Source organism: Vibrio sp. OPT20 (genome assembly GCF_963889365.1).
GTDB lineage: Bacteria > Pseudomonadota > Gammaproteobacteria > Enterobacterales > Vibrionaceae > Vibrio > Vibrio splendidus.
Map to the genome: position 1 here is coordinate 143,165 of NZ_CAWPOA010000078.1, position 15,629 is coordinate 158,793.

General features: G+C 45.1%; 11 protein-coding genes. 5 read left to right on the forward strand and 6 right to left on the reverse strand.

From position 1 onward, the window contains the following. On the forward strand, positions 1–2,705 hold a 2,705-nt coding region (locus AACR09_RS17760), incomplete at its 5' end, for a T6SS effector BTH_I2691 family protein (RefSeq protein WP_228010735.1). 3 nt (positions 2,706–2,708) lie between these two features. Next, positions 2,709–3,662, forward strand: a complete 954-nt coding sequence (locus tag AACR09_RS17765; protein WP_108150120.1) for a hypothetical protein — start codon at positions 2,709–2,711, stop codon at positions 3,660–3,662. Positions 3,663–4,212: 550 nt separating this feature from the next. Here AACR09_RS17765 and AACR09_RS17770 read toward each other — a convergent pair. Both AACR09_RS17770 and AACR09_RS17775 read right to left on the reverse strand, forming a co-directional pair. Next, a complete protein-coding gene (locus AACR09_RS17770) occupies positions 4,213–5,841 on the reverse strand; it encodes an ABC transporter ATP-binding protein (RefSeq protein WP_004732799.1) in 1,629 nt (542 codons plus the stop codon). A 12-nt stretch (positions 5,842–5,853) separates the two neighbouring features. Then, on the reverse strand, positions 5,854–6,348 hold the full coding sequence (locus tag AACR09_RS17775) for a hypothetical protein (protein ID WP_004732800.1): 495 nt from the start codon (positions 6,346–6,348) through the stop codon (positions 5,854–5,856). A 240-nt stretch (positions 6,349–6,588) separates the two neighbouring features. On the opposite strand from AACR09_RS17775, the gene AACR09_RS17780 reads away from it, so the two are divergent. Next, the gene (locus tag AACR09_RS17780) at positions 6,589–8,949 is read left to right on the forward strand and encodes a Lon protease family protein (protein ID WP_017083022.1); all 2,361 of its coding nucleotides are present in this window, start codon (positions 6,589–6,591) and stop codon (positions 8,947–8,949) included. 169 nt (positions 8,950–9,118) lie between these two features. Here AACR09_RS17780 and AACR09_RS17785 read toward each other — a convergent pair whose 3' ends face one another. After that, the gene (locus AACR09_RS17785) at positions 9,119–9,865 is read right to left on the reverse strand and encodes a flagellar brake protein (protein ID WP_004732802.1); all 747 of its coding nucleotides are present in this window, start codon (positions 9,863–9,865) and stop codon (positions 9,119–9,121) included. Positions 9,866–10,139: 274 nt separating this feature from the next. On the opposite strand from AACR09_RS17785, the gene AACR09_RS17790 reads away from it, so the two are divergent. After that, positions 10,140–10,424, forward strand: a complete 285-nt coding sequence (locus tag AACR09_RS17790; RefSeq protein ID WP_004732803.1) for a GNAT family N-acetyltransferase — start codon at positions 10,140–10,142, stop codon at positions 10,422–10,424. Positions 10,425–10,435: 11 nt separating this feature from the next. Then, positions 10,436–11,581, forward strand: a complete 1,146-nt coding sequence (locus tag AACR09_RS17795; RefSeq protein WP_193835473.1) for a phosphotransferase — start codon at positions 10,436–10,438, stop codon at positions 11,579–11,581. Positions 11,582–11,635: 54 nt separating this feature from the next. Here AACR09_RS17795 and dsbD read toward each other — a convergent pair whose 3' ends face one another. The 3 genes from dsbD to AACR09_RS17810 are packed head-to-tail and all read right to left on the reverse strand — an operon-like array spanning position 11,636 to position 15,622. Then, on the reverse strand, positions 11,636–13,432 hold the full coding sequence (gene dsbD / locus AACR09_RS17800; RefSeq protein WP_193835474.1) for a protein-disulfide reductase DsbD: 1,797 nt from the start codon (positions 13,430–13,432) through the stop codon (positions 11,636–11,638). Beyond that, on the reverse strand, positions 13,429–14,406 hold the full coding sequence (locus AACR09_RS17805) for an FAD:protein FMN transferase (protein WP_193835475.1): 978 nt from the start codon (positions 14,404–14,406) through the stop codon (positions 13,429–13,431). The genes dsbD and AACR09_RS17805 overlap by 4 nt, the downstream gene beginning before the upstream one ends. Then, a complete protein-coding gene (locus AACR09_RS17810; RefSeq protein ID WP_193835476.1) occupies positions 14,396–15,622 on the reverse strand; it encodes a DUF3570 domain-containing protein in 1,227 nt (408 codons plus the stop codon). Before AACR09_RS17810 ends, AACR09_RS17805 begins: the two co-directional genes overlap by 11 nt. Positions 15,623–15,629 lie beyond the last annotated feature (7 nt).

Genomic DNA, 15,629 nt, shown 5'->3' on the forward strand with positions numbered 1-15,629 from the left:
ATTCAGGAGTGAGTACACAAGCCGATGAAGCTGCCTCCCCATTCAAACCCGTTGCCTCTGAAAGTAATTTAACGGCAACGTTTCCTGAAGAGGAAGCCGCCTATTTTGTGGCCATAAAAGATTACGCTGCAGACATACAAGACATGTCACTGCATTTTGTAGGTGCCGCCAGCCCCTACCGCCTTTTCGTTGACCAGTTCTCGAATCAATGGCATTTGATGCAAACCGCCATGCAGTTATCCATGTTTGGGGCGAGTGATGAAATAAACATGCCATGGAGAGTAAAGCGCAATCACCAAGAGCTTGCCTTCTATGGTGACATGGCAGAATATTATGATTCATCGACCCACCTTAATTTAGCTGAAAAAAACAAAGGGGCGATTCAGTCAGGCTACCCTGCCCAATTTTCTTCGGGCGCTATTGAATCCAGTCAAAATACACAGTCTGCTGTTGCTCAGTCTATCCAAGAGAAATACGGTATATCCGCCAGTCGTTTTGGCTACTACGAACAGTGGATTGCTAGCGACCGCTGGCGCAAGCAGCTCAATTGGAAACAGATGTTGAGTGAAATGCAGGCGCTATCAGAGCAAAAAGAGACCATTCTTGCTCAAGTGACTTCCGTAAAGCGTGACTTTATTTCGGTATTAGAAACGCTCACTCCTCATCATCTTGAACGTATCTTCGACCTTTACAACGAGGAGACGCAATATAGCCTCTATCAGCTTCACCTAGCAGCGGTAGAAGCGTTTAGCCTTGTGATTGAAGAAGAAGACCGCATTTGGGCAGAAAGCCAATGGGAGAAACCGACCAGCTTATTACCACTCTATACCTCAGGCTTCAGTCGAAGTGTCTATAATGAGTTGAAAAAATCAATTCCCGAGCCCCTATCAATATCGACAAGCGATGAAGATACATGGTTAAAGCATGTCTCTTCGGTGAGCAATAAAACGGGGATGTATGCGAAGGTCATGGACTTTGTCACAAACCCGAACACCTCCGAAACCGACATTTTGAAAGACTTGGCAAAAGGCTTTAAAGAGCTCGATACCCTATTCAAAGCCTCTATCAGCGCTGCTTTAAAGGGGACGTTAGAGCTGGGTGTGAGTTTTACCTCTCAAGCTTCCATTCTATTGATGCCAACACTGGCTAAGCCATTGTCACGAAATGGTTTCGTATGGCGAGCGACTATAGCTGAGCGTATGGCGCAAACGATGCCAGTGAGTATTAACGACAATTATGCTCAAGGATTTAAGGATTGGAAAACGCGCATTGAAGATAATCTTGCTGAGCTAAAGAAAAACAACCTCATTATTGCTGAGGTGAATCAAAATCAGCGCAAGGCGACGGCTAAGTATAAAGAGGCGTTAAAGAATCAGCGTCGACTCAAAAAATCATTAGCGGTGGCGACGTTAGAATACCCACAACGCATTATACTTCCGGACGACCTACCAAAAGCAACGGTAGAATTTAGGACAAGGGTAATCAGCGATGCCGTAGGTGATTTACACAAACTGTTCGAAAACGCAGGTGGGTTGGGGTTTCTCGCTCTTCTGTTTAACAGCATTGCCTTGACCGATGCCATGAGCAGTATTGCCGATACTGGCTTGATGAATTCAGATGAATTTTTAGACATACAACAAAAGCTGTTTTACACCGCCAGCGCGTGGACGGGGATTCGGACGGGTAAGTTGTGGGAGAGCGTGAAGGGGAGTGACGAACTCAGAGAGCACTCGCTGAAAACTCTTAAAAAGTTAGTAGATCGAAATGCAAGTGGCTTTGAAAACTTGATCCTTGATGACTTGAAGGTATTCAATAAATGGCTCGCGATCACAGGGGCTTTGGGGGCGCTAGCTTCAGGTATTGAGGCATATCGTTCTTGGCAGAGTGCTGATGAGGTTTATGGTCTTGAAAAATACCTGCATGTAGCAAATATAGCAACACTTGGTTTAACTGGTGCAATTGGTGTGTTCCAGTTCATAGGAGCTTCTAGTGGTACCTTTTCGACTAACTTGCTATTTGGTGGTCCGGTAACGGCAGCTTTAGTTATTCTTACTGTTACTTACCTAGCCATTAATTATAAGTTGAACAAGCTGAAGCAAGACGATTTCCAAAAATGGTTAGATAAACTGCCTTGGGGTTATCACCCGAGTCGTACTCAGTGGAGCCAATCTACGAGCTTGCCTGAAAGAGAAAAGCATAATTCAGCATTAGTACGTCAAGCGCTGTTTGACCTGCAATCCATTATTCAGCAGCCAACAGTATACCATCAGCCGATTGAAAAAGTGCAAGCCTATCCGGGTTACACACATCGTGAATTAATTGGTTTGGACGTGCATATTCAACTGCCACGTCATTCTGCAACGAATGGTATTACCGTGAGTACAAATACCAAGGCAACAGAAGATGAATTGACGTCCGGCTCGTGGCATCAAAACGCAGATTTAGTCACGCTACAAACTCAGAGCCAAGCTAGCAAAGAATTACTGGTGTATAAGGTAACATTACCGATCAAAGAAGCCGATCGATACCTTGCCATGCAAGTAGCGTACGATGTGGAAGATGATGCCCCAACTAAGCGTGAGTATTGGTTCCAAAACGGCGTAAAACAGAGTGCAACTTATGGTGTGATTTCAGACAATAGCAAACAAAGCACTATTCAGAAATCACTTACCCCCGTTGTCGGCACATTAGGTTTTCAGGAGTAACCCTTGGCATATTCACCATTTTATATCACCCCAGAAGAGTTGGTAGTTTACCAAGAGGCACAAGAACAAGAGATTCTTACAGGGAACAATTTAACAACGTGGCACAAATATGATGTAGAAGAGCCGTTTCGCTACTACTACAAACTATTTGCGCTTCCATTTGTGAGCGCGCCATTCCTATTAACTTTTTTGATACATACAAGTGACACGGTTGGTGCAACCATTTTTTCTTTTATTTTGTCGGTGATGGTGTCTGGAGCTTTCTACCTTACCATCGGCCTCGATTATCGGTATGACTACATTTTTTCTGACAAGGGCTTTGTGATGAAAAAGCGTCGCAATATGCCTAAGTGGGTAAATACCGCCACGCAAGCTGTTGGTTGGATAGGCGCGGTGGTGTGTGTGACGATGGTAGCGGTGGTTGGCCCAATGGCATTAGCGGGAGCTGGCGCCCTTATTTTACTCTCATTTGGTATGTTAAAACGCCAGCCCGATGAGAGAACCGAAATTAAAGTGGGTGAACGAGAAGATTGGCTGTTTGCTGGGTACCACAAGAAAAGAAAAGTGATCCAGTTTTATTTTAAGCATGACATATGCAGATATCGAGATACTGCTCATAAGACTATCTTTCGCTCACAAGACCGATTTGATTGTTATGTTTTCTTTAAAACTGAAGCGGATTTAGAATCCATGGTCGCGCAAATGTCAAAGGTCTACAAACTGAATTGTACAGAGGTCGATGACCATAAAAAGCTGTTTGAAGCAAAGCCAGAATCAAGGCTCTTTAGTATCCCTGTTTGTAGTAGAGAATATCAAACTGATGAGGTGTTTGATTTAAGGGCTGCTAAAGAGCCACTACCAGAGTGTAAGTACCTTTACAACGGCAAGTGGCGAACCGAGTCTGAGATTGAACAATTTGAGGCAGAAGGTACAAACAACCTGAGTGACAATATCTGATATCACCTTTGTCACTCGCGCTAGTTGTTAAAGTGTAGAAACCAAGAAGCCTCCAACATTGGAGGTTTCTTTATATTCACAATATGTAAAAGAACTAAGCTCGGGTGGGAAGGTGCAAAAGATTTAGCATTCGTGCTCAGCTAGGGTAAGCATGACGGAACCAGTAAATTGCTACTTTTGAATATCTATTCGAAACATACTTAATAGCAACTGAGATAAATGCCATTTTTCATCCAAAAAAGTAAGATCAGGAGAGCTAATTAGAGTTTTATATCTAAGTAACTTTTGTCCAAAAACGAGATGAGCGAAGCCGCTCGGCGATTATGACCCGACTACCAGCTAACCCTGTTTAAAGTCCGTCAATTTTAGCAAACCTTCATAATCGCTGAGTTGATTTTTCATATACGCCAGAAACGAAAAATGTCGCATCCATGCGACATTTTTCTTTTGGCGGCCAAACCAGTTTTGCTATATCCATTCTAGATTTCAATCCATTAGGAGATTATTCAGAATGTACATATAAGACGCTGTTAATGTTGATTAGTTCCCGTTACGCCGCATTTTTTTTCGATTTATTTTCTAAGTCGAATGACGCTGCGATTAACTTCTTGGTGTAGTCATTTTTCGGTGCATTGAAAATCTCTTCTGCAGACCCTTCTTCCATCACTTCACCCTTCTGCATCACCAATACACGATCCGACAGTGCTTTCACTACCGAGAGGTCATGGCTGATGAACAGAAAGCCGATATTGTGCTTGGCTTGAATGTCTTTTAGCAGGTCAATCACGGTCAGTTGTACTGAGCGATCGAGTGCCGAAGTTGGTTCATCCAGCAAAATGAAAGAGGGCTCTAGAATCAGTGCGCGAGCAATCGCGATACGTTGTCTTTGTCCGCCAGAGAACTCATGCGGATAACGGTTTATTGAATTCGGCTCTAAGCGAACTTCAATCAATGCTTTGCGCGCTCTTTCTAAACGTTCTTGCTTGGATAGATGAGGTTGATGCACCGTTAAGCCTTCGGTGATTATTTCCCCAACGGTCATGCGTGGTGATAAAGAACCATAAGGATCTTGGAACACCATTTGGACATCTTTCTTGAGCTTGTGACGCTCTTTATCATTTAATAAGCTAACGTCTTGGCCTTTGTAAACAATACGTCCGGTACTTGGCAGCAAGCCGATTAATGCACGTCCAAGGGTCGATTTACCTGACCCTGATTCACCCACAATGCCTAGCGTTTCGCCTTGTTTAAGATTCAACGAAATGCCTTTTACGGCTTCGAAATACTGACTTTTACTCTTGATGAAATGTGATTTAACTAAGAATTGAACTCGGATATCGTCAGCACACAATAGTTCTGGAGCTGACGCCTCAACAGGAACCTTAGCGCCTTTAGGAATCGAGTTAATCAGCATGCGTGTGTAATCGTGTCTTGGATTCTCGAATAAGGCTTGAGTCATCCCTTCTTCAACTAGCTCACCTTTGCACATCACCAAAACACGGTCGGCAAAATGTTTCACGACGCCAAGGTCATGGGTGATGAACAAAATTGCCATGCCCATTTTGTTTTGGATTTCTTTGATAAGAGAAAGCACTTCCGCTTGTACGGTCACATCCAATGCGGTGGTGGGTTCGTCGGCAATCAAAATGTCGGGCTCGTTGATCAAAGCCATCGCAATCATGATGCGCTGTAACTGACCGCCTGAAAACTCATGCGGATACTTGTTGTAAGCCTGTTCTGGCATTGGTAAGTGCACAAGATTGAAGAGCTCTAGCACACGCTGTTTTGCTTTTGATTTCGATACATTGCGATGACACATAATGGCTTCAGCCACTTGTGTGCCCACGCGCAGGTATGGGTTGAGAGAGGTCATCGGTTCCTGAAAGATCATGCCGATTCTGTCGCCACGAATCGACTGCATTTCTCGTTCAGTCTTGCCAAGTATTGATTGCCCCTCAAATTCTATTTCAGATTGAGCATCAATGATGGCGTTATCAGGGAGCAAACGCATGAGTGCGTTAGAAGAGACTGATTTACCTGAACCTGATTCACCAACAATGGCCAAGGTTTCGCTAGAATTAAGGGTAAAGTTAACCTTTTTTACCGCATCAATGATTCCATCATTGGTTGTGAAGCTAACGGAGAGGTTATTGACTTTAAGTATGGCCCGGTCCGACATGATATATCCTTATCAATTTAAGACATTAGGTGAAGATTTCACTTCTGACGTGGTTTTAAGTTGCCCAAAATGGTGATGAGCACGTTGAATTTGTTCTAGTTCGAGCATCCAATACGAACTGCGTTGAGCACTGCAAAAAGCGATCAAGTGATTGAGTAGATCTTCACTCTGTTTTTCCAGCAGTGAATAGGTGCGTTGGATCAGTTCTGTACTTTCGAGAGAGATAAATTGCATCAGTGCGTAAGACTGATTCAAGGTGTCGAAGGCTTGCTGATGATGGCCTAAACGGTTGAAAATCTCTGATTGAGCGACACTTGCGTCTCGAAGCCCTGCAAGTAGACAGGCAAATTGGCAGGGCTTGATGTCGCTTTGGTATGCAGCATCTTGGATGTGGTGAGGAAGAGACGTTAGAACATCACCATACAGGCGCTGTGCTTCTGGCCAGTGACCTTGTTCCATTAACTGTTCAGCTTTTAGGTAGTGCATCCAGCATCGTTCAATTTCCATATCCACATCCTCAATTTATAATATCCGAAAATGTTAATGATATTTATTATCAAATGCAAATTAAAATCATTCACATGTTAAGTTGGTAAATAAAGTGGCCGGTTATTCTTAAAAATGGCTCAAATTGTGCGTTATTTGCTCAGTTGAACAGCGATGTTGCGTAAGTCACTAAATTTATAGGAAATTACATCTACACTGATTTTATCTACACCCAAGTAATGAAGGACTAAGGAGGCGGCGATGGCGATGCAAAGACTCAATACAGAACAGCTGTATAAGGTAGCGGAACTCGATAAGCTACCATGTAAGTCGACCAAAGAACTGGCTCCAATTGACGAAATCGTCGGGCAAGAACGTGCACAAAAGGCCGTTGAGTTCGCGATGTCAATCAAGGAAAAGGGTTACAACATTTATGCGATAGGGCGAAATGGTTTGGGTAAGCGCACCATGATTTTGCGCTATCTAAACCGACACACTCAAGAGGTCCAAGAGCTTTTTGATTGGTGTTATATCGCGAACTTTGAAGATATTCGTACACCGAAGGTACTCAAGTTGCCACGTGGCGTGGGCAGCAGCTTAAAGCAAGACATTGAAAAGCTGATGCGTAAATTGCTTAAAGCCATGCCGCTCGCATTCGACAATGAGATGTACTTTAGCCGTGCAGATAGGCTTAAAAACCAATTGGCCACGAAGCAACAAGCTGCGCTCGAAACAATTAGCCAAGAAGCGAAAGACAAGGGCATCAACCTGACGATTACCACTCAGGGTGATTACCAGTTTGTCGCAATGAATGGGGATGATCTTCATACCGAAGAGAGCTTTGATCTACTTTCGCCGGAAGAGCAAGACCAGTTCGATAAAACCATTGATGGATTGGAAGTGGGCCTACGAACCATTTCTCGCGAACTGACCGAGCTTGAAGAGACGTATACAGAGAAAATTCAAAAGCTTAATGATGATACGGCGCGAGATGTGATCACGCACTTCATCAAGCAGTTGAAGCAAGACTACAGCCAATATCCAGATATCAAAAAGTACCTGACGGCACTGCGTAAAGACATTGTCGACAACGCAGATATTTTCTTGGAAGAGAGCACAGAGCAAGCAGAAGTTGCGACCGCCTCTTTGGATAAGAAAATGCCACGTCGTTACAAGGTTAATGTGATTGTGAGCCAGAAGGAGGAGACGCTGCCGATCGTGGTTGAAGAGAATCCGAATTATCACTCTCTGTTTGGTTATGTCGAGACGGCAACTTTTAAAGGCACTGTATTTACGGACTTCTCATTGATTCGCGCCGGTAGCTTACACAGAGCCAATGGCGGTGTGTTGTTGATGGATGCGGTTAAAGTCCTCGAACAGCCTTATGTTTGGGAAGGCCTGAAGCGCGCGCTACGTTCGCGTCAATTGAGCTTCACTTCATTAGAAAAAGAGGTCACGTTAACGGGAGCGGTATCGCTTGATCCAGAACCCATTCCATTAGACGTTAAGATCATTTTGTTTGGTGATTACCGCACTTATCAACTGCTGCAACATTACGATGCGGAGTTCGGTGAACTGTTCCGTGTCACAGCCGATTTTGAAGATGAGATGAAGCGTACTGCGGATTCTGAAATGCATTATGCACGCTTCATTTCGAGCATCGTACATGACAACAACATGCTGCATTGTGATCGTAAAGCGATTGCTCGGATCATTGAGCACAGTTCTCGTCAGGCGGGTGACCAAGGTAAGTTGTCGCTGCACTCGGCACACATTGCGAATCTGCTTCGTGAGTCAAACTACGTAGCGAGAGGCTCAAAATCGAACTTGATTCGTGCAACGCACGTCGACCAAGCGTTATCTAACCAACAGATGCGTGTCGGACGACTGCAAGACAGCGTAATGGAAACCTTCACTAACGGCACAACGCTGATCCACGTAGATGGTCAGGCGGTTGGGCAGGTCAATGCGCTTTCTGTACTCAGTACTACCGATCATATGTTTGGTGCGCCGAACCGAATCACGGCTACCACCGCTTACGGTGACGGTGAAGTGATTGATATTGAAAGAAACGTAGACCTAGGTGGCAGTATTCACTCGAAAGGGGTGATGATCTTGTCTGCTTATCTTTCTTCAGTGTTTGGTAAGACGGCCAAAGTTCCGCTCACCACTAACATCACCTTCGAACAATCGTATGGTGGCGTCGATGGTGACAGTGCGAGTATGGCCGAGTTCTGTGCGGTGGTGTCTGCGTTTTCTAAGCAGCCAAACCGCCAAGATATTGCGATTACCGGCTCAATGAACCAGTTCGGTGAGTCTCAGCCTATTGGTGGTGTGAACGAGAAAATTGAAGGTTTCTTTGATGTGTGTGAAATCAAAGGACGTTCAAACGAACAAGGCGTGATAATCCCACGCTCGAATGTTCATAACTTAATGCTGCGCGGTGACATCGTGAAAGCAGTTGAAAAAGGCGAGTTCAATATCTGGGCCATTGACCATGTCACAGAGGCGATTGAACTGTTCACAGGCAAAGCCGCAGGTGAGGCAAGTGATGAGGGTAGCTATCCAATTGATACTATTTTTGGAATCGCTCAAGCTAAACTGAACGCACTGCGTAAATAGTTGTATAGCTAGATAGCTAGTTTATGCCCAGATAAACAGATAAAAACAGCCAAAACGCAAAAGCCATCGATTCTAGAGTCGATGGCTTTTTATTGGTTGCGACTTTGCTCGTGAGTGAGTTGTATTTGGTCAATTTACGAATTAGACGAGCGCAGCGTGTTAAATGATCTTAGCCGTTTCGTAAGCAGAGCTTGGTGCCATCGAACTTCAATTTTGCCAACAAGTGTTTAGCGTTAGCGCGGCCAATATCATCAAATTCCACACCGTATCGAGCGTAGTGCGTCGATTTTTGCAGATTACAGATGATGCCTCTCAATGGAGGGATAAGAGGGCCATTGTAGTTTTCAGGTGTAATCTCGATAGACACTCGATCGGCAATCTGAATTGCACGAGAGGTCGGTGAGGTCACAAAACGACAACCACTTTTCGATAAGTCTCTTATCTCACAGTTTGCTCGTTGGTCGTTGAAGATAATTCTTGAAGCCAAGTTCACTTCATAGCGTGTTTCTTTACGCAGCTGAGTGACTTGCATCGTGCTTGGTGTCGAAAGCACAAGAATAGGGAAGGGTTCACCAATCTTATGGTGAATTTGGCTTCTAAAGTGAATAAGTGCGCCTTCACCTCGTAGAGAATAGGCACGAGCGGTCATCCAAAAACCTTCTTGAAAGAAAAAATTCAGATCTTCATTGGATACCTCGGGAACCTCAACCACAATACAGTTATCACTGTGTGTACCGATAAATTTGGTGGTGGCGAGAAACTTAGTGCCAACCGGAGTCGAGACATTTAATGTCAGTTCACTGCCGTGCTCAATCATGGCCAGTGCATCGGTGCTGTTTATCGTAGAAACGGTGCGGTTACGAGGGTCTTGAAGTGCCTGATTATGCTCCAAAGGCTTCTTCAGTGGTGCGTTCATTATATATTCTCCATGCGCCAACATGCGTCTGTTAGTTATATTGGTAACTTGCTAACAAGGGGTTATTACGTGCTAGATTGAGTGGGCGTACTCACATAGATTTATAGAGTGCCTTTTATCATTGCTGTTTTTATATTAAGCCGATGGCACTGAATTAACTACTTTGTTTGTAAGTACTTAGTTTTATTTATATGCACTTGCGTTAGTCTATTACAAGGAACTCATACTTCAAACTTTTATTGTTTGTCGTATCAATTATTTGCAGGAGTTGAGAATGCAGGCAGTAAAATGGGATCAAGAAGTGAACCAGATCACAGTTGAGCTAGAACCCAACCAGTTCGCGGTCGTTAAGTATCAAAAGGACGGAGATGTACTACATATCACTTCGACACGAATCCCTGATGAACTACAAGGCAAGGGCTTTGGCAAGGTGATGATGGAGTCGGTCTTGCCTGAAATTGAACAAGCAGGTTTCAAAATTGTGCCAGTTTGTAGCTATGTCGTTCACTACATGAATAGGCAGCCTCAGTGGTCACATCTTCTATCTGATAAAGCATAGCAACGAGTAATATGTCTCAATCAATATCGTCAAATAATCGGGCTCAACCTGAGCTTTATCAAAATGAGCTTTATCAAAAAATAGCGACCTCGTTGGGTTGTCATGAAGGGTTTGATGTCCAAGTGATTCAACGCCTGTGGGGTGGATATGGCGAGTTAGTTCGCTTGGTCTTTTCTCAAGAAAGCCATACTGAACTGAAAAGTGTGATTGTTAAACATGTGGCGTTGCCAGATAAAGCAGAACACCCAAAAGGTTGGAATACCAAACTCTCTCACCAACGAAAGGTGCACTCTTACCAAGTGGAAACGGCTTGGTATCAATCGTTCACTCAACAGTGGGATGAGCGTTGCCCTGTACCTGCAGGGCTGCATTGTGAGCTACAAGAAAGCGAGTGGCTGATTGTGATGCAAGACTTAGCCGAAATCGGCTTTCCGTTGGTTTCTCAGTTTGATGTGCTTGCTGTTTCTGACGATCTGGCAACCAAAGATACTCCGTACGAATGCGCGTCTACCTACACCTCAATCGAGCAAAAACAACGTGATGCCTGCCTAAAGTGGCTCGCTAATTTTCATGCAAAGCATATCCATATTGCCCACGAACAATCAGCCTCATTGTGGCAAGTCGCCACATACTGGCATTTAGACACACGCCCTGATGAGTTTAATGCGTTGACTGACTTACCATTGAAGAATCAAGCACAGCACATCGACCGTTTACTAAAAGAATGTCCATATCAAACTTTGGTACATGGCGACGCCAAGCTTGCCAATTTCTGTTTTGATTCAGAAAGCCAAAACGCAGCTGCCGTCGATTTCCAATATGTGGGTCATGGTTGTGCGATGAAAGACGTGGCTCTATTTATGAGCAGCGCAGTGAGGCCACAAGATTGTGCAGAGCTTGAATCACAGATGTTAGAGACTTACTTCCGATACTTGGAAGAGGCATTGACGTACTATCAGCCACAGCTTTCGTTCGATGAAGTCGAAGCTTCATGGAGACCAATGTTTTATGTAGCGTGGGCTGATTTTCAACGTTTTGTAAAAGGCTGGAGTCCAGAGCATTGGAAGATAAACCCGTATACTGAGCATTTGACTCAAACGGTGATTGAGCAGCTAGAAAGCCCAGAATACATTGCCTCATATCTGCAAACCAAATAAGAAAAAATCGCCCAATTTATGATTGGGCGATTTTGATTTTATCTAGCGTAGGCCTTAGTTCGTTTGGCTATCAGCTTCTGTTGTTCGTGTGTAAGCGAGCTTATTGGCAAGTTTGAGTTTTTTATTGAAACTCTCTTTATCAATATCTCCCATTACACGCGCAGGCTCTATTTCACCGCTGGCGGGTGAGTAAAAGAAAATTGCTGGTGGGCCAAATACATTCTTATCATTAAGCCACGCCATTTGCTCTGGAGAGCTTTCTGTCACATCAAGCTTTATTGTCTTCCACTCTTTAAGTTTTTGGCTCACTTGTTGGTCGTTGAACACGTTGGTTTCAATCACTTTACAAGACACACACCAATCTGCGTAAAGGTCGACTAGCACCTTTTGGTCGCTGCTCGCTGCGGTTTGTAACTGTTGTTCTAGCTGAACAATAGAGTCAGTTTTTTCGAAGGGAGTGACGGCAATGGATTGGGTTGATTCTCTATTCGCGAGCGGGTTAAGAGGATCGGTATTACCTAAGAAGAATCCGACAAATAGAATGAGACCGTAACTCAGTGGCAGCAAAGCAGAAAACTTACGAGTACGCGCCCAACCCGGTTGTGCGGCTTCTAAAGCACCGAAATGTACACCAGAACCGATGGCGAGCAGCGACCATAAGATCATGATGACCGATGGAGCGACAAAGCGGCTCAACAGGACAATAGCAACAGCTAACAACAGCACGCCAAACACTTGTTTAACTGACACCATCCAAGCGCCACTTCTTAATAACAGACGCCCGCCACTTGCGCCGATAGCGATAAGCGGTATGCCCATACCAAGCGCCATAACGAACAGAGTCGCTCCGCCAAACACCCAGTCTTGAGTTGTTGAGACGTACAGCAACGCACCAGCCAATGGAGCACTGACACAAGGTGACACAACCAAGGCTGATATTGCGCCCATGGCAAAGACACTGGCGATCTTACCGCTGCCAAGCTTGTCTGAGCCGCTGTTGAGCTTTTGCTGCAGGGCGGCAGGCAGTTGGAGTTCATAGAATCCGAACATCGCCAATGCGAGCAGAACAAAAACCGCTGCAAAGCTACTTAACAACCAAGGCTGTTGCATCGCGGCTTGCAGGTTGACGCCTTTTGCCAAGGTGGTGACTAAGATCCCCGTCATGGCATAGCTGGTCGCCATACCCAGAACATAGGAACTGGAGAGTGCCGCCCCTTTCTTGCCTGTCATCGCTTTTTCGCCACCGATGATACTGGCTAAGATTGGAATCATCGGCAGTACACATGGGGTCAGTGATAAACCTAATCCAAGTAGGAAGAATACTAGTAGTGCTTGTAACTTGCCCGCTTGGGATAGGAACGAAGATAAGCTATTGGTATCTTCACTGAACTCACCTAGGGTTTGATATAGAGAGTTTGATGGGTCCTCAACTAGGGCTTCAGCTACGGTTTCGAACATCGGCAAATCGAGCACTAACTTTTGCGGCAGATAACAAAGTCCTTTGTCTGCGCAACCTTGATAACGCAAGGTGAGTTTCCCACTTCCCGAGTAAGGAACAGTAACGGTAACGGGCTCGTGAAACACGATGACGTTACCAAAGTTAGGATCCTCTTTCTCTTCACCTGGCAGCGAATAATTCGGTTCTAACGTTGATAATGACGACTCCCCTTTGAACGAAAATCGAGATTGATACAGGTAGTAACCCTTGTGGGTATCAAAGCTGATGACCGCGCCTTGGTCTGTGGCTTCCCATGTGACGGGGAAGGCCTCTTCAACGGGAAGAAACTCGTTTTCTTGAGCATGTAACAATCCGCTAAACAATAGAATTAACGTAAGTAGGTAGCACTTCATGGATGAAGGAACTCCGTGTTTTGGTGAATGTGTAATTGATCGTCGATGTAGATAACAGCGCTATCTTCAGGTACTGATATGTTGGGATTCAATGTCAGTGAAGTACTGAGCACGCCGGCTTCCAATGTGGACGACGAGATAGCGGTAACAGAAAGGATCTTCTGCTCGACATCTTGCTTTGACAGAATATGAGAGGTGGTCTTGTCACCAAATTGCACTTGGCGTTCACTGTGAGCTGAGGTCGTGAGCGCTGCGTTCGTTAACGGAACGGCGAAAAATGGGGTCTTGTTGTCTCTTGGATCTAATACAGCAATGTTAAATGCCGAGCCATCCGGTTTGGTGCCTAACGCATAGATGTCACCGCCAAAATTCACTAACATCGACGTCGCGCCGAGTTGTTTTCCGATCGCTACGGCTTGGTCGACGGCGTACTCTTTGATGACGCCGCCAAAGTCGAAGCGAGTACGGGAATCAGGGACGTGCAGCAGTGTTCCTTGTAGATCGACGGTCCCTTGTAGAACGACGGCCCTTTGTAGAACGACGGTTCCTTTTAGACCCATTGCTCCTTTCAGCTCCCACGCTTGCTTACCCAAAGCAGAAGACAAGGCTTGGAAAGCATGGCTGTGCAACATCTTCGGCTTTTGTTTTAAAAGATGTTTGATGCTGCCAACCGTAGTATCAAAGGTATCGAACGTCAGTTGACTTAACCGGTCGAGGTGTTGGAAAACCTCGGCAGATTCGGAATCGAGTTCGACATCACATGATGCTCGCTGATTAATGTGCTGTGTTAGCCATGAGTCATCGCAGTAGAAGTTATATTTGTCTTCCAATCGGCGTGTGTTTTGCTCTATCTCAGTCGCTATTGCTGTTGCGCTTGCCTTTGGAAAGTTAGCCAAATCCATCGACAAAATTTGCACTTCACACGGTACGGTCATGGCATGAAAGCGATGTACAAAGGGCAGGTTAGAACTCATAGGTTGCTCCAACAGCCCACCACTGTGCTTCAAAACCGTTGCTTTGTTCGTAGTACGCAGCAAGCGCATTTAAGCGTAACTTCTTATGTACCTTGATACTCGCCCCTAGTTCATAGGCATTGGCCGTGAAGTTGCCTAAGCGAAGGTCTGAAGTTGCGTAGCCTGACGATGCAAAAGAAGGATCGGCACTACTTGGATCGCGATAGAAATCGGCTGCATCTTGCGTGTACCAGAAATAGCCCGGTGCCAAGGTTAACCATTCACTCACTCGCCAAGATAATTTGCCGCCTAACTGGTGAGACATTACGCCCCAATCATCCATAAACCATTTGTATCTTGGTCGTATTTTTAGACTGTCGGACACTGAGTAAAAAGCTTGGATATTAATACCGCCAGAGAGTCGCGTATCCGGTCGAGAATCTTGTCCCAAGAACACTTCATCATCATCGATCTTTCCGTCGTCGTTGATATCGACTTCACGCAGAACCGTTAAATAGTGATTGCTCAAATAGCCACTACGGTAACCCGTGTAAGCAGTAAAAATGCTGTATAGATTCGGCGTGAAGGTTTGTGATAATCCGGCTTCTAAACTGCCCGTGAAAATGTCTTCCCAGCTCTGGCTGTTTGATGAAGCCAACGAGTATTTGCCGAACGCTTGAGTCTGATCGAAAAGGGCAGAGCCACCTAGACTGTAAGAGCGGTTTTTAGTGCTATCGGCATAGACCAAACCTTTGGCATTGATACCAAGGCTTTCGTAATCTTCTTCTTGAGAGGCGTTACCACCGAGAGTCCATTCATTACGTAAGGTATCGCGATAGGTCGCGCTTAAGCTGATGGATTTTCTAGTGTCTTCAAGGCCTACTTTTTGGATTTCATAGCCACTGCGGTGAGGATCGTAGCCTGCACGAATAACCTCGTCGGTTTTATTCTGTGCTTGTTGAGTTTTCAGGGCGCGGCTTACCTGATCGGCATTGGAAGCAGGAGGTGTTGTAGGCCCCCATGCTGGAGAGGCGCCTGAAACACTGTCGTAGCTTATCTCTGCGTTGAGTGTCCAATCTAAGCCGATACTTTTCTCAATCGAAACCATGGTGTCATTGGCTGATACTCTGTCATCGTATTCCTCATAGCTAAGGTAATGAACAGAGATATGATCTTCAGCTAATGCCACGTTAGCCACTGCCGCTGCACTCAGCAGCGTAATTGGTAATTTTTTCATTTTTTTC